Annotated in this window: 16 protein-coding genes; 3 read left to right on the top strand and 13 right to left on the bottom strand. The window is 48.0% G+C overall.

What is annotated here, in order from left to right; translation table 11 throughout:
* The first annotated feature begins 36 nt into the window (after positions 1-36).
* From AC0KUT_RS16850 to AC0KUT_RS16840, 3 genes are read left to right on the top strand one after another with little or no spacing between them, the layout of a single operon-like run.
* Positions 37-1,125, top strand: a complete 1,089-nt coding sequence (locus AC0KUT_RS16850) for an FkbM family methyltransferase (RefSeq protein ID WP_488831568.1) — start codon at positions 37-39, stop codon at positions 1,123-1,125.
* Between the two features lie 14 nt (positions 1,126-1,139).
* Positions 1,140-1,970, top strand: coding sequence for an NAD-dependent epimerase/dehydratase family protein (locus AC0KUT_RS16845; RefSeq protein WP_488831567.1), 831 nt, complete (start codon positions 1,140-1,142; stop codon positions 1,968-1,970).
* Positions 1,971-1,974: 4 nt separating this feature from the next.
* Positions 1,975-2,628, top strand: a complete 654-nt coding sequence (locus AC0KUT_RS16840; RefSeq protein ID WP_488831566.1) for an LbetaH domain-containing protein — start codon at positions 1,975-1,977, stop codon at positions 2,626-2,628.
* On the opposite strand, the gene AC0KUT_RS16835 is transcribed toward AC0KUT_RS16840, so the two are convergent.
* From AC0KUT_RS16835 to AC0KUT_RS16775, 13 genes are all read right to left on the bottom strand, one after another.
* On the bottom strand, positions 2,625-4,721 hold the full coding sequence (locus tag AC0KUT_RS16835) for a tetratricopeptide repeat protein (protein ID WP_488831565.1): 2,097 nt from the start codon (positions 4,719-4,721) through the stop codon (positions 2,625-2,627). The two genes, AC0KUT_RS16840 and AC0KUT_RS16835, sit on opposite strands and share 4 nt — an antisense overlap.
* Before the next feature lie 138 nt (positions 4,722-4,859).
* Positions 4,860-8,243 carry a ligand-binding sensor domain-containing protein gene (locus AC0KUT_RS16830; protein ID WP_488831563.1) on the bottom strand — a complete coding sequence of 1,128 codons (3,384 nt, stop codon included), beginning with the start codon at positions 8,241-8,243 and terminating at the stop codon, positions 4,860-4,862.
* A 260-nt stretch (positions 8,244-8,503) separates the two neighbouring features.
* Entirely contained in the window at positions 8,504-8,713 is a 210-nt protein-coding gene (locus AC0KUT_RS16825; RefSeq protein WP_488831562.1) for a DUF4287 domain-containing protein, read from the bottom strand.
* 189 nt (positions 8,714-8,902) lie between these two features.
* Positions 8,903-10,450: an IS66 family transposase gene (tnpC, locus tag AC0KUT_RS16820; protein ID WP_488829883.1), complete on the bottom strand. Its 1,548-nt coding sequence runs from the start codon at positions 10,448-10,450 to the stop codon at positions 8,903-8,905.
* 41 nt (positions 10,451-10,491) lie between these two features.
* Positions 10,492-10,839 carry an IS66 family insertion sequence element accessory protein TnpB gene (gene tnpB, locus AC0KUT_RS16815; RefSeq protein ID WP_488829882.1) on the bottom strand — a complete coding sequence of 116 codons (348 nt, stop codon included), beginning with the start codon at positions 10,837-10,839 and terminating at the stop codon, positions 10,492-10,494.
* Positions 10,839-11,129, bottom strand: a complete 291-nt coding sequence (tnpA, locus tag AC0KUT_RS16810; protein ID WP_488829881.1) for an IS66 family insertion sequence element accessory protein TnpA — start codon at positions 11,127-11,129, stop codon at positions 10,839-10,841. Before tnpA ends, tnpB begins: the two co-directional genes overlap by 1 nt.
* 183 nt (positions 11,130-11,312) lie before the next feature.
* Complete coding sequence (gene fos, locus AC0KUT_RS16805; protein ID WP_488831561.1) at positions 11,313-11,711, bottom strand: fosfomycin resistance glutathione transferase; 399 nt, start codon at positions 11,709-11,711, stop codon at positions 11,313-11,315.
* Positions 11,712-11,902: 191 nt separating this feature from the next.
* Positions 11,903-12,217 carry a ribonuclease E inhibitor RraB gene (locus AC0KUT_RS16800; RefSeq protein ID WP_488831559.1) on the bottom strand — a complete coding sequence of 105 codons (315 nt, stop codon included), beginning with the start codon at positions 12,215-12,217 and terminating at the stop codon, positions 11,903-11,905.
* Positions 12,218-12,309: 92 nt separating this feature from the next.
* On the bottom strand, positions 12,310-13,764 hold the full coding sequence (gene gnd, locus AC0KUT_RS16795) for a decarboxylating NADP(+)-dependent phosphogluconate dehydrogenase (RefSeq protein WP_488831558.1): 1,455 nt from the start codon (positions 13,762-13,764) through the stop codon (positions 12,310-12,312).
* A 408-nt stretch (positions 13,765-14,172) separates the two neighbouring features.
* The gene (locus tag AC0KUT_RS16790) at positions 14,173-15,567 is read right to left on the bottom strand and encodes a tetratricopeptide repeat protein (RefSeq protein ID WP_488831557.1); all 1,395 of its coding nucleotides are present in this window, start codon (positions 15,565-15,567) and stop codon (positions 14,173-14,175) included.
* A 73-nt stretch (positions 15,568-15,640) separates the two neighbouring features.
* Positions 15,641-16,402, bottom strand: a complete 762-nt coding sequence (locus AC0KUT_RS16785; RefSeq protein WP_488831556.1) for a hypothetical protein — start codon at positions 16,400-16,402, stop codon at positions 15,641-15,643.
* A gap of 177 nt (positions 16,403-16,579) precedes the next feature.
* Positions 16,580-17,539, bottom strand: coding sequence for a hypothetical protein (locus AC0KUT_RS16780; RefSeq protein ID WP_488831555.1), 960 nt, complete (start codon positions 17,537-17,539; stop codon positions 16,580-16,582).
* A gap of 15 nt (positions 17,540-17,554) precedes the next feature.
* On the bottom strand, positions 17,555-18,226 hold the full coding sequence (locus AC0KUT_RS16775) for an anti-sigma factor (protein ID WP_488831554.1): 672 nt from the start codon (positions 18,224-18,226) through the stop codon (positions 17,555-17,557).
* Positions 18,227-18,237: the final 11 nt, after the last annotated feature.

Raw genomic sequence — 18,237 nt, 5'->3', positions numbered from 1 at the left:
CTAGTCTATTAATTCGTTAGATGAAAAGGCCCGTTTATGAGTAACGACCCGCGCGACCTTAGTGGTGAGAAATTACAAAAAGCATTGCTTCTATTGGGGCAAGATGCAGAGTTGAGACATGAGTTAATAGCTTGGCTTAAACAGGCGGAAGAGAAAATAAACTATCGCGAAGGATCGATCCGTGATGACATTACTGGGCCTATAGTAGATGCATTGCATTCAGAGAATGACATCTATGAAAAAGAGCTGATCGATGGTACGCGCTTTGAGTTTTTGTTTAGAACAAAAATAGCGCGCGATTTTTTCCTGTCGCCGCAATTAAAGCCCAATCATGTTTGGGAACCACAAACAACCAAATTGCTGCTTCAACTCGCTAAAGAAAGACAGGATGATATTTTAGTGGGTGGCGCTTACTTTGGCGATCAAGCTATTTTGCTGGCGCAGGCCATTAAAGGCAGTGGACGGCGCTTGCACGGTTTTGAGCCCAATGTCGACCAAGCAAAGATGTTCCTTAGGAATGTAGGCATAAATAACTTGGATAATGTGGTCGTGCAACACACGGGGTTGTGGTCTGAGACAAGCGTGACGCTGAAATTGGATGGATTTGATTCCTTTGCCAATGCTGTTGTGGCGGAAGAAGGCGAGGCGGGATTTCAAACTATTACCATCGATGACTATGTTGAGCAAAATGCATGTCGGCTTAGTCTTATTCAAATGGATATTGAGGGTGCAGAGTTGGCTGCATTAAAGGGCGCTAGCCGCTGTATCGCGACCATGAAGCCTGATATTTTATTTGAGGTTCATCGCGCTTATGTTGATTGGAGTGATGGCTTAGAGAATGCTGAAATTTGTAAGCTTCTTATTGGGTTCGGATATACGCTATTTGCAATTCGTGATTTTAATAGTCATGTGGATATGGAAGGCGGCGCAATTGAGTTGATACCGGTTGCTAAGGTGTATTTAACGGGGCCGCCGCATGGGTTCAATATGCTTGCGCTGCATGATGCGAGCAGGCTTGATTCGGAGCGTTATATTATCGTGGAAAATGTTAGCCCTAAGCTGTTGGCCCACAAAGATCCTAGCTTGCATCATCCAAGCTATGGCTTGCCCAGTTCGTTCCAATAAAAATAGTGTTTAACATGATAAAATCCCCAGAAAAAATAGCGACGATAATCGGCGGCCAAGGTTTTATTGGTCGCGCCTTAGCGGCTCATCTAACAGAGCTGCAATATGCGGTCTGGGTTCCAAGGAAGAATGATCCGCAGCTTTTTATGCGCGAATTAGGCAAGGTTTTTTACTGTGCAGGATTGACGGCTGATTACCTGCAAAGACCTTTTGACACGGTGAATGCGCATGTTTCTCTATTGGCTGATATCTTACAGCGAGCGTCATGGCAGAACTTGGTGTACTTGTCCTCTACGCGAGTGTACGACGGCTTAAAAGGTGCAGTTCAAGAAACAGATGATTTGATGTTAAACCCGAATAATCCACGGCATCTCTATGACTTATCTAAATTGATGGGGGAGTCGCTGTGCTTGCAAACCAAAAGGGCCAGTGTAGCAAGGCTGTCCTGTGTTTATGGTGATCATGAAGATCAAGATGGTTTTCTGCCAAATTTAATGCGGCAGGCATTAAACGTTAAATCTAATTCGCTGCGAGTGGATAGTTCGCCAGATTTCTGTCGGGATTATGTTCATCTGAGCGATGTGCTGAGCGCACTGGTTGCCATTAATAGTTGTGAAGTATCTAGCATTTATAATGTGGCATCGGGTGAGAATGTTGCAAACGCTGAAATATTCTCGCTCTTGTCGTCTACTTTGGATGTTTCAATAGAAACTTCTACTGCGGTAAAAAATACCGCGAGTGTTCCCGTTGTGAATATTGATAAAATTAAAAATTCATTTGGATGGGAGCCCAAAAAATTAGTGCCGACTATAGCCCATCTTCTTACAGAACTTAAAGCAGAGTAGCCATATGCTGAATATTACGGAGAGTAATCCAGTGCAATTACTGGCCTATGTTGATCGTCAGCTGCATAATTTCTTTCCAGACCAGCAATTGGACACTGCGTCTATTATGGCGCGCCATTTTGACGAAGCCTTGACTCGATTGCAGACCTGTATAAATTCGGTAAAGCTGTGGAAGCAGGATGAGTTTGATTATCTGCATTCGAGCCAGTACTGCATATTCTTATATTATTTAAGTAATACCATTTGGCGTAATGAGCAACAGCAGCGGTTGTGTACGAAACTTTTTTATTTGAATAAGGCGCTGAATGGCATAGATTTATTCTATGAAATTGATATGCCCGAAAAGTTTTTTATTGGCCACTCAGCGGGAATCGTGTTGGCTAAGGCTCAGTATTCAAATTATTTGGTGTTATATCAGGGGGTAACCGTCGGGAAGAATCATGGTGCTGCACCCATGCTCGGAGAGAGAGTGATTTTATACCCTAACTCGGCCGTAATTGGTGCCTGCGAGATTGCCGATGGCAGTGTCATTGCGCAAGGCGTTAGTGTGACGAGCGCCAATACACCAGGAAATTGTTTGTGCTTTCAAGGTGACGCTGGCGCATTGCAGTTTAAAAAATCAGAGAGAAATATTATTGCTGATTTCTTCAGGTTTTAAGAATTATTGGTGAGCGCATCGCATTGGTCGATCATCTCGATTAGGGCTTGCTCAAATTGTTCTGTGAATTTTGACGTATTAAAAAGTGGAGAACTGCGTGCAGCGGTTCTGAGGTGGTTTCTGGTTTCTAGCAGTGCCGGAAGGTCAGAGGAAAAGGTTATGGCTTTATTAATATAGTCTGACGTGTCCTCAGCTATCCAATCAGTTAAGCCAACATTCGTAACAATTGTTTCCCCTAAGCGCGACCAAAAGTTATTGCCTCTCATGGTAATTAAGGGGACGCCCATCCACAGAGTGTCAGTTGAGGTGGAGCCGCCTGGGCAGGGAAACGGATCAAGGGCTATGTCAACTTTATGGTATGAAGCAAAGTAGCTTTCCCTGCTGCCTGAGGGTTCAAGTATGAGTCGATTAGGTGCTATGCCCCAAGCGGCAAAGCGCTGAAAAGTTTTTGCTAATACGGTGTCGTTGGCCAACTGACTTGTTTGCAGATAGAGCTTTGCGGTTGGTACAGCGTTCAGTATGTCTGCCCATGTTTTCACCACGCCATCACTTATTTTTACGAGATTATTAAAACAGCCAAAGGTTATATAGTTATTTGTTATCGCGGGTAATTCGGTGCTGGGTATGAAGTCTAGTAGGGGATTAAGACACCAAGTGATATCGGGTAGCCGCCAAACCTGTTCGGTAAATTGATAGTCGTTAGTTGCTGGGGTGAGGTAGGGGTCGCCCAAAATATAATCCATTTCAGCCAGCCCTGTGGTATCGGGGTAACCTAGCCATGTAGCCTGAATAGGTGCGGGCTTGTAAGCAAAAACACCTAGTCGGTTGTGCGCTGTGTGGCCCGACAAGTCAAACAATATATGAGGGGCATCTTTTTGAATAAGTGCAGCAGCTTCCTGATCGCTTTTATCGAAAATAGACTGCCATTTAATAAAGAGTGGTTTTATTTTAGCGGTAATCTCATCCTCTTTAGGTTGTGTGGTGTAGGCAATTAGTTCAAATTTGCTTTTGTCGATACATTGCAATAACCCCTCTAAGAAATATACCACAGCGTGTTTTCTGAAGTCGCCTGAGACAAATCCAATTCTTATTTTGGTATTTTCAGCCGTGTTGGGCGCAGCGCAAAGCCAAGAGCTGTAGGTTGTTTTTGCATTTTCTGCGACAAGCGCACCGAATTTTTTTGCTTCGTGCAGAGTCTCTTCTGGTGAAAGCTTTCCATGATAGCCACTGGTTAGTAGTAGGTTGCTGTAAGTGAGCATCATGGTGGGATCTAGGGCGAGGGCTTTGCGATAGTATTCAATTGCCTTTTCGATGTTGTCTAGGTCTTTATAGAGATTTCCCAAGTTGTTTAGCGCCTCAGGGTAGTGAGGTTTTAATGCGATGGCGTGTAAGAATAATGGTTCTGCCTCTGCTAATTTATGTTGGCAAATATGATTGTTAGCGAGATTACAGCTGGCGTTAGCAAAATTTGGGTTGAGCTTTAGTGCCTGCTGGTAGCTTGCTTCGGCAGCTGAAAATTTACCTTGCTCGTTGAGCGCAATGCCGAGGTTGTTGTAAGCATCTGCCATTTCAGGGTTGAGCATAATGGCTGTATTGAAGCTGGTTTCCGCCTCTGCTGTTTTGTGTTGGCGGAGTAGTGCAATGCCTAATTGGTCGTGTGCATCGGCCATGCCGTAGGTAATGGCGATTGCTTTACGGCAATTTTTTTCTGCGTCGATATAGTTTCCCTGTTCATTCAATAGCTTTCCCAAATTGCAGGCAGAGAGTGAATCCTGTGGGGCGAGTGTAATCGCTTTGCGCAAATGTGTTTCTGCCGCGTTGAGTTGCCCAACTTCCTTGAGTGCGGTTGCTAAGTTGCGGTGTGCCTCGGCATCCTTCGGGTCCAATGCTACAACCTTTTGCATGGCAGGAATTGCATCTTCCATCCTGCCTTGTTCGGCTATAGCAACGCCTAATATTTTCCAGACCATAGTGGCCTTGGGGTAGGATTTGCTCAATGCGAATGCTGTGCTTTCGGCTAAGCTATAATTGCCACTATTCACTGCTTGAATTAGGTGATTTAATTCGGCGGGTTTAGGTGCTTTTTTAAGCATTCATTTTCCTTAGCTAGGGTAGGTGTTTTGTATTGTTGGTTAGTGGTTGAAATTTTTACACTGTTTGTACAGCGCAAGTCTATTTTCTTTTTAAGATTTTTTGTCGCGATAGGTATAAGAGATTTCTGTTCGGCGAAACTACTCCCATATTAAATTGTCTTCACGCGCGTTAATCACGGTTAGTTCTTTGCTGTGGATCAATGTTTTAAGATCGCTGCAAATGTGTTGATACAGCGCGTCTTTGTTTGTCGTGGTATTTTCTGCTATGCCTACACAGCGATTTCGGCCCGATTTTTTGGCAGCGTAAAGTGCGCGATCTGCAATATCAATAACCTGCTCCCATGTAAGTGCCATGGGGTGTTCGTGCAGGAAAGGAAAACACGCAAAGCCGATAGAGCAGGTTTTTTTGAGGATGCTGCCATCAGGGAGTGTGAAATCATGTTGCTCGATAGTTTTACGTATCCGTTCGGCCATAAGTGCGGCATCATCGCGGTTGGAGAAGCGGCTGACGATTAAAAATTCTTCACCGCCCCAGCGAACCACACAATCTGACTCTCTACCTGCTTTAGACAGTAAGTTAGACAGTTGTATGAGCAGTTGATCGCCAGCATTGTGACCGAATACATCATTAACTTGCTTAAAGTGGTCTACGTCTAAAAGAGAGAATACGAGATCTTGAGATGATTTTTGTTCCGTGTAGTTATTTTTTTTGTTGTTATATTCGCGCTGTACCTTGGCGATATCCATGGGCATTAATTTTTGTAGGTAGCGTCGATTACTTAAGCCGGTTAATGGGTCAGATAAGCTTATGTCCTCTAGTTGCGCATAGGCGTATTCCAACTCTTGATTTTTGTTTTGCAGTTCTGCCGTTCGCGCTTTTACTTTTGTTTCTAATTCGCGGCTGACGGCGCGCGCTACCAGTACTTGCTGATGTTGACTGCGAACAAATAATAAGATGAGTGCGAGCAGCGTTGCGGCATAAATACTGTAGGCCCACCAGGTTTTCCATGGCGGCGGCAACACTACCAGCTGAATGCTATGCGCTTGGTCATTCCATAGACCATCGTTATTACTTGCTTTAACACTAAATTGATAGGTGCCAGCGGGTAGGTTGGTGTAGAGGGCGCTGCGCTGGTTGCCCACTTCGCGCCATTGGTTGTCGAAACCTTCAAGCATATAGGCGTAGAGGTTTTTTTCGGGATCGCGATAATTGAGCGCCGCAAAGCTAAATGACACCATGGATTGATTGTAATCCAAAGTGATAGATTCGGTTTGAGTGATAGCTTTTGATAAAAGCTTGTCTGCGCCACCAATTTTAATTTTTTCAGTGAAGAGACGAAAGTCGGTTAGCGCAATGGATGGCGCGGCCATATTTTGATATGAGTCTAGCTTGGCGGGATCAAAAATATAGAGACCATTGCGTGTTCCAAACGCAAGCGTATGATCGCTTAGCACTAAGGCTGCGCCGGTGGCTATGCCGCCAATTAATTCGCCATTAACACGTGTGTAGTTTTTGACGGCGAGAGTATCAGGATTGAAGCGTACTATGCCGTTGTTGGTGCCCAACCACAAATTGCCTGTTTGATCTTCGACGATGGCGCGAATGCCTTGGTCGATAAAACCATTTTTAAGGTCGTAGACGGTAAAGTCATCGGTGTCTTCACTGTAGAGGTGCAGGCCCATGTCGGTTCCGAACCATAGCCGCCCTTTTGTATCTTCGTGAATGGAGAGTACCGATCCATTTGCTAGGCTGCGCGCTTTTGTACTGTCGGGGAGATAATTTTTAAAGGTGCCTTTTTCTCGGTCCATAAGGTTTAGGCCGTAGGCGGTTCCCGCCCAGAGGCGGCCTTGAGAATCCTCATAGGAGACCCAGGTAACTTTCGTTGAGAGGCTGTCAGGTTCGTTGTCTCTATGAGAATAATAATAATAAGTGTTGGTCTTTGGGTCGTATTTCGTAAGGCCGTTGTAATGGGTGCTAAACCAGAGATTTTTTTGCTTGTCTTCGAAAATATTCCAGATCATTAAATCATTTAGCTTGTCACCACTTTTTTCACCTTTGGCGCTTTGGTTTGGGTTTGCGGGGAGTGAATCGAAACGGTCAGTTTGAGGATTGTACTTTTGTGCTGCGGCGCCCCAAGTCCCAAATAAAATATCGCCAGTTGATGTGAGAAGTCCATTGAGTATTGCGGGTGAGCCTACGCGTGAGTCGGGGCCTTGGGTGTGTTTATAGTGGGTGAATTCGTCGGTGCTCGGATTAAAACGTGAAATACCTTGGGCACCTACCCAAATATTGCCCGAAGAGTCTTCAAGGAGCGCTTCTACATTGTTATCCATTGGGCCCTTTTCGGGCGCTGTTGATTTTTGATAGATGCGTATGGCCGTGCTTGATTTATCGTAAAAATTTACACCAAAAGGGTAGGTGCCTATCCACATGTCGCCTAAGTGGTCTTCATAGATGCGACGCACATTGTTGTTCAGGAGTCGCCCTGTGCCGCCTTCGCCGCGCTCAAACTGCATCCAGCGATCATTTTTTTCATCATAAAGATTTAAGCCGCCGGCATCGCTCCCCACCCAAACCCAGCCATTGTGGTCTACGTAAACTTGGCGAATAAAGTTATCGCCAATACTGTGAGGGTCATTTTTATCATGGCGGTAAGTAGTAAAGGTTTGGCTGGGCACGTCGAAGCGATAAACACCATTGTCTGTGCCTGCCCATATGCGATTGTTGTGGTCGAGTGCGATGGTTTTGACCGCGTTTTCATTCGTAGATGTGGGATTTTCAGGGGCGGGGATAAAGAGTTCAAGTTGCTCTGTTGCAAGGTTTAATCGCGCCAATCCAAAATCTAACCCTAACCACAGTATGTCATCTGGCGTTATATATAAGTCATGAATTTGACCGCTTAATAAACCGCCGTTGGTGCCGACAAACGAGCGAAAGCTGTTGTTGGAGGGGTCGAATATACCGAAGCCACTGGTAGTGCCTATTAATATTTTCCCGCTCGAATGCTCGGCCAGCGCGGAGGCTGTTGCTCGCCCCTGATTTTGTCTGTTATCAAGCGGGACGGGAATGAGGAGTTCATGATCTCGATCATAGCGATACAGGCCTGCACGAGTCCCTGCCCAGAGAGTGTGCTGGCGATCTTCCAGCAACTCTACGACCTGATTAACGGCTTCTGTTTTAGTGAGGTCGGTAGGATCTATTGCCGCCGCAATCGGTAGAAATTCATAGCCATCATAGCGCAGCAGGGCATTGCGACCGCCGAGCCAGATAAAGCCTTGGTAATCTTGAACAATTGCCTCTACTTCACCTAAGGCAATATCTTGGTTTTGCATGATGTTGCGAAAGTGTATTTTTTTGGGGTAATCATCTGCCGTAGCTGTAGCTTGGGCAAGGATATTGGGCGCGCAAGCTAGCAATAGCCCCAAGAGTAAAACCCGCAGGCCCGCAGGCACTGCAAGCCAGCGGAGTAGCTTGTGCGGGCGCGGTCCACGAAAAGCATTGGTTGGCGGGTTTATTGTCATCGTATTTAGTGTGGGAATCTTAAGGGAAATAAAAGTCAGTTATCGGTCATTTAGTTGCCGATATTTTAATTAATATAGTTATTTATAGCAGTTGTTGGTGAATTCGCACGGGTATTCTTAGCGTTAGATGCTCATATGTGGCACGCTACTCATCTTTGGGGCGGGGTGTTTAACGGGCGATGAAATGGCATCTCGGAGTGAACGCAAGGTGTTGCATCATTGATGTGCATTAGTGCGAATATTGGGGTTTGTGCCCCAACCTAGGGTCTATCTCGAAAATAAGCAACCAGCGCATTTGCATGACCATGTCCCAGCGCGTGTTCCTGCTTCAACCAATTAACCATCTCCATGTGTTTCATTTGTTTTTGCGCAGAGAGCAACGTAAACCAATGTTCGACTGGGTGGCCATATTTTTCTTCAATGGAAGGAAAGTAGGATGCAGGGCCTTTTACTTTATCGATGCCGGACATTGGCGTCTCCTTAAGGTCTGATGAAGTTGTCTTGCATAGTCGTTTGTGATCTCGCCAATTCGACTGATCAAGAGAATTATTTTAAGTGTAGGTTGGCGGTGAGGCACGAACCCCAACATGACCATGTAGCCGCAACCGCCAATACCAAAATCTGTGTGCGGTTGGTTTTCATATTAATAACGTAAGCGTCTAACCAACCACACCTAGATTTACTTGCCAAGGCATCAAATCTTCAAGTCCATCATCTGTATTGCGCTTAGGGATTTCTGTCAGCAAATGCTCAACATACTTTACCGGATTCAGACCATTTGCCTTAGCCGTTTCGATAATCGAATATAAAATCGCGCTGGCTCTCGCACCGCTGGCGGTGTTGCTAAACAGCCAGTTTTTGCGGCCGATCACAAAGGGTTTTACGGCGCGCTCCGCGCGATTATTGTCGATGCACAGTTGTCCGTGTTGTGTGTAGGTAGTGAGCTTTCTCCATTGTCGCAGCGTGTATGCGACCGCATGACCTAATGTGGATTTAGGGGGCGTCTGTTCCACTGATTTATCGAGCCATGCTTTAAATTCAGTGAGCAGCGGTACAGCATGCAACTGCCGCAGGGTATATTTTTCTTCCGGTGTTTTGTCGTTCAGTAGCGCTTCCACACGGTAGAGTTTCTGAATGTGCGCCACTGCCCAATCAGCACGGCCTACTTTGCCCTTTGGTTGTACTTTTTGCGCATCGGTAAATTTCCGGCGTGCATGAGCCATACAACCAGCCAGTGTTGCTTGAGTGCTTTCGTAAGCCGCATAACCATCAACCTGTAAATAGCCTTTATAGCCGCTTAGAAATTCTTTCGGGCAAGCAGCTGCGCGACTGGGTTGATAGTCGTAAATCACAATGTTGTTCGCGGAGCTGTTCGGATCAGGAGAATCTCTGCCGCTACAGTAGACCCACATGTAATTTTTTTTGTCATCCTGAAGCACTGTCACTGGCGTTTCATCTGCATGGATGGCGGTTTGTGTTAGCAGCGTTATTGTTAATCGCTGCAATAGCCTTTCAAGAACATCCGCACTACGCATTATCCAGTTGGACAGGGTGTTGCGATTGAGGTCGATATTCAGTTGCTTAAAAATAATTTCCTGGCGATACAGCGGCAGTGCCAATTGGTATTTATTGCCGATAATGTGTGCCAGCAAGCTGGGCGTGGCCATACTTTTGGGAATGGGGCTGGCTGGCACAGGGGCGATCACAATCGGCGTATTCGTATGGTTCTTTTCGCACTGACGACAGGCGTATTTCAGGCGCAGGGTTTCAATGACTTTTAAACTGGCGGGAATGTATTCTAGTTGTTCACTTTTTTCTTCGCCGATTTTGTGTAAGTCGCCATTACAGCAAGGGCACATTTTTTCTGTATCAGCGATATCAATTATGCGTGTTTCACGCGGCAAATCGGCGGGCAATGGTTTACGGCCGGTTTTCTTTTTAGTTGAAGTGGCGGCAGATGTGATATCCGCCGCTGTAGCGTCTGTTGTTATCTCTGCGTCACTGTCTGCACGGATTTCGTCTACTATTACTTCCGCTTCGTTAAATAACCAATCAAGTTGATCTGGGGATTTTTCTGAAGACGTGCCAAATTGGCGGCTTTGCGCCAGCTTGAATTGCTCACGCAGAAAACGAATTTCTTGCTCCAATATTTTATTTCGCTCTTTAAGCGAATCAATTTCGACAAGTAATTTATGAGAGTTTGGCATGGCCGTATTTTACTACGACCACCGAGGTTACATCAAAATAATTAACTGGCTTGCTGAAAAAATACCGGTTGATGCCCAATCACATCATAACCGCCTAGCAGCCACTGTAATTGTTGTTCACTCAAGGTAAGTGTTGCAGTTTGAATTTGTGTTGGCCACTTAAAGCGGGATTTTTCCAAACGTTTGTACCAGAGTACAAAGCCTGTAGCATCCCAATAAAGAATTTTCAGTTTATCGCGCGAGCGATTACAAAATACATACAGCGCAGGCTCAAATGCCGAGCGCTCCAACGCTTGCTCTATCACTACGACGAGGCCATTGATGGATTTGCGAAAATCGATAGCATCCTTGTACAGAAAAATAGCAGGCGGATCAACAAAGCAGCGCATTATGCAAGCGCCTTAATAACGTCCGCTAACCATTGCGCCGATACTCCCGTGGGCATACGCAGCTGTGTGGCACCGATGTGAAGCTGAATACTTTGGTTTTCGAGGGGTTTTGTCGTTATCGCAACAAAGCGATTTTCTGCGGGTTGCGTCGCCAATTGCTTTTTGCGTGTACTGAAATATTTATTATCAATCTCGCGCTCTGCGCAAAATGCCTTCGCGGTTTGTCCTGAGGCGGCTTGCTCCTTAATCAGTGCTCGCCATTGCTCTTGTGTTAATCTGGCCATCATCATTCCTCTGTTGAAAAAGGATTAGGCTAATGATTGGTGGCCAAAATGGGAATGTGTGCTTTATTGGACGCTTACTTAATAACGGGATGCGTGTTTGTTGAGAGTAAGAATGTTGGGGTTCGTGCCTCACCCCAACCTACGGGCTAGATGTTTTCGATAGTTGATGACGCGCGCTTGGTTCTAATATCAAAACCATACTAGGCCTTGGTAGGGTCTGTCTTTTAATGCTTGCAGGCGGCTGTGCAAATCGCCGCAATGAACTTCTAGCTTATGTCCGTCCGGATCGAGAAAGTAGATCGAGTTACCCTCGCTGGTGTTTTGCTTCCACTCAATCACCTTGGCAGAGCGTAGCTTCAGTGCGACTGCATTGAAATCACTGGCATCGCAATCCAGTGCTATGTGTGAATAGTCTCTATTGGGCTTTGTGTTATCCAAAGAAAGGCAAAGCCAGAGTTCACCGATTGTTAGATAAGCGCCTGCATCCCAACGCGCATGTGGTTTAAAGCCGAGTAATTGTGTGTAAAAGGTAAATGAGGTATTGAGATCGCTGGTTGCAAGTGTAATGTGGTTTAAACCGCGCAACATAATGTCGAATTTCCGTATCGGAGTTGGTGGGAATGTTGGTATTGATGAGCCTAGTCCAACGTATACCTGCAATCACTCGCTTCCCTATGAAGGGGGTGTTCGGTAACTTTTTGTGTAAAGACAATTTCGTTTCATGCCTGGTCGGGAGCGCTGGTTTTTGTAACCTCAGCACTCACTTGTACACAGAGGAGTTAATCCTGGAAAATACCCCATGATTCGCACTGACCACCAATTTTTCTGACTTCATCGGATACTAGTTTTTGAATGGACGTTACAAATTTATGAGTAACGAATCCGCGCATTTTAAATTGCGCATAACCAGAGCCATCTTCTTCGTAGAATTTACAGTCAGGATATAGAGCTTTTACAAGGTTGTACTCTGCTTCACTGATGGGCCAGTGATCAAAATCAATATTAAAATCTACGTCTGCTTCTTTACTGAAGTCAAAGCCCGAGTCCTGCATTCTTTTAAGCGCATCGCCATCTGCTTCGTTTGGCCAATTCATACAATCTCCTTGAAGTTTTTAGTTGTTCGTTTAGCAAAAACCCGAACCATTGCTGATTCGGGTTTCTTTTTTCTCACACCACGTTCAAAAAATTAAACGTTGTAAGTGGTCGAGGAGGTGTTGCCGCCGCGACCGGTCCAGTTGGTGTGGAAGAACTCACCGCGTGGTTTGTCGGTGCGCTCGTAGGTGTGAGCGCCGAAGTAGTCGCGCTGTGCTTGCAACAGGTTCGCGGGCAAGCGCGCAGTGCGGTAGCCGTCGAAGTAGTTGAGCGCAGAGATGATAGAAGGCATAGGAATGCCGTTCATGATGGCGGTGGACGCCACACGACGCCAGCCTGCTTGTGCAGCTTGTACGGTGGTGTTGAAGTAGTCATCCAACAACAGGTTGCTCAGTTCTGGGTTTTTATCAAATGCTTCTTTGATTTTGCCCAAGAAAGACGAGCGAATGATACAGCCGCCGCGCCACATCATAGCGATGCCGCCGTTGTTGAGTTTCCAGCCGTATTCTTTTGCGGCTTCACGCATCAGCAAGTAGCCTTGTGCGTAGGAAATAATTTTTGATGCAAACAGCGCTTGACCCAAGTCTTTGATAAAGGCTTTTTTGTCGCCTTCAAACTTGATAGCGGGGCCGCTGATTAAACCAGATGCCTGTACGCGCTCAGCTTTTTGTGAAGACAAGCAGCGTGAGAATACGGCTTCTGAAATCAGCGTGAGCGGTACGCCCAAGTCTAAGGCGATTACGCCAGTCCACTTACCGGTGCCTTTTTGGCCTGCGGTGTCGAGGATTTTATCGACCAATGGCGCGCCATCGGTGTCTTTGTAGGCGAGGATGTCACGGGTGATTTCAACCAAGTAGCTGTTGAGGTCGCCCTTGTTCCACTCGGCGAACACTTCGTGCATTTCGTCAGCCGACATACCGAGTACATCTTTCATGACTTGGTAGGCTTCGCAAATTAATTGCATGTCGCCGTATTCGATACCGTTGTGAACCATTTTGACGAAGTGGCCAGCGCCGTTTTCGCCTACCCAGTCACAGCAGGGTGTGCCGTCTTCTACTTTGGCCGAGATGCTTTGGAAAATCTCTTTCACGAACGGCCAGGCCTCGGGTGAACCGCCGGGCATAATAGATGGGCCAGTTAATGCGCCTTCTTCACCGCCAGATACGCCGGTGCCGATGAAGCGCAGACCTTTGCTTTCAAGGTAAGCGGTGCGGCGGTCGGTATCAGGGAAGTGGGTGTTACCGCCGTCGATGATGATATCGCCTGCGTCTAAATGTGGAATCAGCTGTTCAATAAAGTCATCAACCGGCTTACCTGCTTTTACCATCAGCATAATTTTGCGTGGTTTAGCCAGTGAGCTGACGAGTTCTTCGATGGAGTGAGCGCCGCGAATGGTTTTGCCTTTGGCGCGATCCGCGAGAAAGTTATCTACCTTGTCGGTAGTGCGGTTGTAAGCAGTCACTGTATAGCCTTTGCTCGCCATATTAAGGACGAGGTTTTCCCCCATCACTGCCAAGCCAACCAAGCCTATATCGGAAAGTGGTTTCATAATGCTAAGAGCCTATTCGTTGTGGTTGATGTACGCACACCTATAAAATTTTTAGCGCAGCCATTCGGCTGGCGTTTCTGGGTGTTGCGGTGAACGCTAAATTCCTTGGGTTACTATGCTCGTGAGCTTAAATTAGTGGTGCGACTCTAGCGGCTGCACTCTTTTTTGGGGTGCGTATTATTCCTGTTTATGACTCAAAAAAACAGCAAAAAAGCACAAAACTTAGGATTATTTGGCTAATTGGTCTGACCAAAGTGTTGGTCATATTGACTATTAGCTGATGCTTGTAGCGAGTGATGGCGGGGGTTTGGGGCAGGTGTTTGGTTGATATGAGCGGCAATTCTGTCTGAAGCTATGATCAAATTGCACTGCCAATGGCGGTGCAATTTGATCGGCTAGCGCGCTGGTTTACCAAATAAAATCGAGATTGAGCGAGTAAACATTCTTGCTTTGGGTGTAGAGCGCAAAGGTATCTTGGCTATTGTTGTGCAGATATTGGGTTTTGATGAGCCAGTTGGGAGCCAGTTTGTAGCCTACCCCAAGGGTTGTTTGCAGACGGCGATTAGCGCGCGCTTGTTGCTTCATGTTGCCGTCGAGATCCGCATGCTGATTTTGTTCACCGTAAGTGGCTTTGCTCCAATCAAGGTTGCCCATTAGGCGCCATTGTTTGGTGATGTCCCATTGGGCGTCGGCGGTGAGGCCGAGAACCTGTGGCGAATAGCTGTAAAAGGTTTTGTCGGTGCGGCGATCATGGCGCTCATTGAGCTCGCCGCGCACCCCAGGGCTAAAGCGCAACGCCCCCATTTGATAGTGCATAGCGGCTTTTAGTTGATGCTGCCAACCGCCAATTTGGTCGTAGGCTGCACTGGCGGCGTAAAAGCTGCTGGTGTGGCTTAACTCCAATTTGGCGCTTCCCACGGGCTTGCTGGCTTTGGTCAGCAGGCTGTATTGATTGGCCAGCTGCGCACCATTAATGTGGGTTTGTAGCAGGCGTCCGCCCAGCTCTAAATTCCACTCGTTGCGGCGCGTTTCCCAGTTGCCCCCTAAGCCCAATACCTGCGAGTTAAAGTGATCGAAGCGCTGGTAGCGTCTGAGTTGTCCGAGGCCATAGATTTTTATCCCATTATTTTTACTGCCGCTGACATAGGTTTGACCATAGGCGAGGGCGTTGAGATAGGTATCTTGAGCGTGACTGCTGCTGCCTACCAGTTCATCGGCAAGGCCGCTGGCATTGTCATCTGACGCGGCGCCAAGGCTAAAGAACAGCGTGCTTTTTTTCGCCGCTGATGGGGCTGCAACTTGAGGTTTTTTTTCGGTGTTGGTTTTTTTAGCGATTGGCAAACGCGCTAGTTGCTGCTGTGCCAATTGCTGTAAACGCGGATTGCTGGCGTTCTCCAGTAGGCGAAACCAGCGGCTGGCGCTGTTGTGGTCGCCTTGGGCTAGCGCCACGAGGCCTAGGTTGTAGCGGGCTAAATCCTGCCATTGAGGGGTGTTTAGCAGGCGCATAAAACTGGCGGATGCCGCCTCATAACGCTGCAATTTGTACAGGGTGACGGCGTGGTTGTAGATAAGTGTCGCCTGCTGATTGCCCGCAGCGAGGGCGCGCTCAAACCACTGCAGCGCTGCGGAATAGTCGCCTGTTTTGTAGGCGTGGTTGCCGCGTGCAAAGTCGCTGGCTTGAGTACTTGCTTGAGCAGTGGCAGCGCCATTTTGGCTAGCTTGCGGTTGTGCAAGGCTTACTTGGCTTGCCAGTGCGAGGCTGAGCATGAGGCTGAGCGCGAGAGTGCAATGTGTAAGTTTCACGAAATTCTCCCCCCGCCGTGAGGCGGTACGTAATGAGTCTATGGCTAGAGTTGGCTAGGCGGAGGTGCGCGCGCTAGGGCTTTAGCTCGGGGGTGAGGTCATTCAGTGGCGCGTTGAGCGGAGCGTCTATCTCAGGCGTGAGTTGCAACTCGCTGGTGCTCTCAAGCGCGCCGCTGGCATCGAGCGCTGGTGCAGGCACTAGCTCATTCAGGTTGGGCGCTGCAGGTGGTTCGATGGCATTGTTAAGCTCTTGCAGTGGTTGGCCTAGATCATTCAGTGGCACTTTGGGGGCGAGTGGGGTTAGATCATCAAGCGGCAGTATGTCCTCATCAAGTGGGATAAGGTCATCGAGCGGCAGGGCGTCCGTGGGCAGCTGATCAACTAGGTCATCGACTAAGTCTTTAGGTAGGGTGTCGACCAAATCACTGGGCAGCTGGGTTACATCATCGAGTGTGTCATCGACTGTACCGCTCAATACGTCGCCAATAGTGTCGCTCAGGCTGTCGCTCACCACGCGGGTGGCATCATCTAGCACTTGGCCGCTGGTGGTTTTGATGTCTTTAAGTTCAGTTTCAAGGTTTTGCTCAAGCTGTGCCGAGGTTTGCTGGCTGGTGCTGGCTTGGGTGTCGTTTGCGATACGTTGGGCGGGCGGCAGGGCGATGCGATTGATAATGGCATCGGGCTGGTCGTCGGGCTCAACAATACTGATGGTTATATCTAATGATTGGTTGCTGTTTTGATTGACGGCGGTTTGCGCCCAGCTGCCGCTGCTGAGGCCAACACTTAGCAGTGCGGCGCTGATCAGGGTGAGCTGTGTAAGCGGTGAGTTTTTCATAATCGTAATCCCATTCATCGGGTTGAGCCTTAGGTGTGAATCAGGTGCGCTCTTGGTGTTAAAACCTGTTGCCGCGCTGCCGTGAGTATTTTTTAGATACTGTTGATATAGATGCAGCTGAAAACTTGTGGGCGCGGCCGACCATGGCGTAGCGTCGGTGCGCCCATTGAGTTTTTATTACATCAAGCCGCCGGTGAGTTTGCCTGCTAGGCTGCCGGATTGCTGAGCATCGGCGCCAGCGTTAGCGGCGTCTTGGGCTGCATCAACATTAGCTGCTTGCGCGCCGCTGAGGTCTGCCGCCAACTCTGGGTTGCTGAGGTTTTGTGTCAGGCTTTGAGTAATATTCAGGCTGCTGTTAATCGCCCCGCCGACATTTTGCTCCAAGCTGCCGTTAAGGTTTTCTGCCGCTTCCAGCGCTGCGTTCAGGCTGGCATTACTGTCAGTTGCGACGGCATTGATATTGGCATTGCTCGCGCTTACCAAGGCTAGGCTGACGCCATCAGCTGTTTCTATTACCGCTTGCGCGCCAGTGTTAATTTGTTCGCCTGTTGTTGTCAGTTGTGCGCCTGTACTTGTCAGCTGAGCGTCTATTTTTGTGCTCAATGTTTGACTGGCTGCAAGGCTCTTATCCACACCGGTGCCGATGCGCCCTTGGGCTGTACCTGCGAGTGTCGTGGTGTTGTTGGCCGCTTTGTCGGTTTTTTCCGTGCTACTTGCCTCAGCTTTCTGCTCTGTCGCAGCTACCTTGTTTTCCGCCTTTTCAGTGTTACTGGCGGTTGTAGCTGTTTGTTGGGTTGTGTTTGCTTGGGTCGTTGTTGCTTGGGTCGTTGTTGCTTGGGTTGTTTGTTGGGTTGCCGCTGCTTGGGTCGTTGTTTGGCTATTGCTGTTAGCTAAGCCAGTCCCCGCAGTTTGCGTATCCGCCGAACCATTGTTAGCTGAAGGTTGCATGGTAGTTTCAGTCTTGGCGTTGGTTTGGCTGGTGCCGTTCATGTCAGCTGATTTGTCGCTGCGGATGCTGGCGTCGACACTGTTACGGCTTTCCACATTCGCGCTGAAATCGGCGGCGAGTGCAGCGCCAGAGGTTAATACCAAGGCGAATAAAGTAGAGGCTACAGTTGCGTTCAATGATGTTTTCATGGTCTTACTCCAGTATTAAAGGCTTGCGTAGTATCTGGCTACTGTCGTCGCGGCCAATTGTGCCGGTTCGAGGGTAATGCGCAGCTGTTTGCTGGCATCGCCGGAGCGAACCTCAATCACCATTGAACCGCTGTGCGCGCCTCTGAGTGTTACTGGCAAGGATATTTGGTTGATGCCAGCGGCAATGGGAACTTGCCAACTCAGAGTGTCAGTATCCGGATAACCGGTTAGTGCTACATCCTTATCCCAATGGACATGGATGTGAGCGTTAGGCAATGCCTCCTTGCTGACCAAGCGTATTTCTAAAGGTTGGTGTTGTGCAGGTAAAACCTGTACCACACTGGCCTCTGCTGGCGATGGCGTAGTGCCCATCTGTAGCGTTTGGGTGCCAAACACCGCAACCAGTACCAAACTTGCCGCTATAGCGCCCCAGGTGTAGGGCTTAGTGCGAGAAGCTTGCTGCTGTTGCTCGGCGGTTTTCCAAGCGCGTGCCAGAGCTCGATCGGCAAAACCTGCACTGAGCGGGGGAACTGGCTGGCTGGCGACTAAGCGAATCAGCGCGAGTTCCTCCCTATAGGCTTGGCAGTCGGGGCAGCCCTGCAGATGCGCCAGTAACTCGGAATTCAAGTTGCCTTGTGCGTCTGTGTGCTGCTGGTCGAGCTGCTGTTTAGCCATTTTGCAGTGCATGTTTTGCCTCC

It is taken from the genome of Cellvibrio sp. 25HG11W-0 (genome assembly GCF_057815475.1).
Note: the sequence above shows the minus strand (reverse complement) of the source record. Positions and strands in the feature narration are given on the sequence as shown.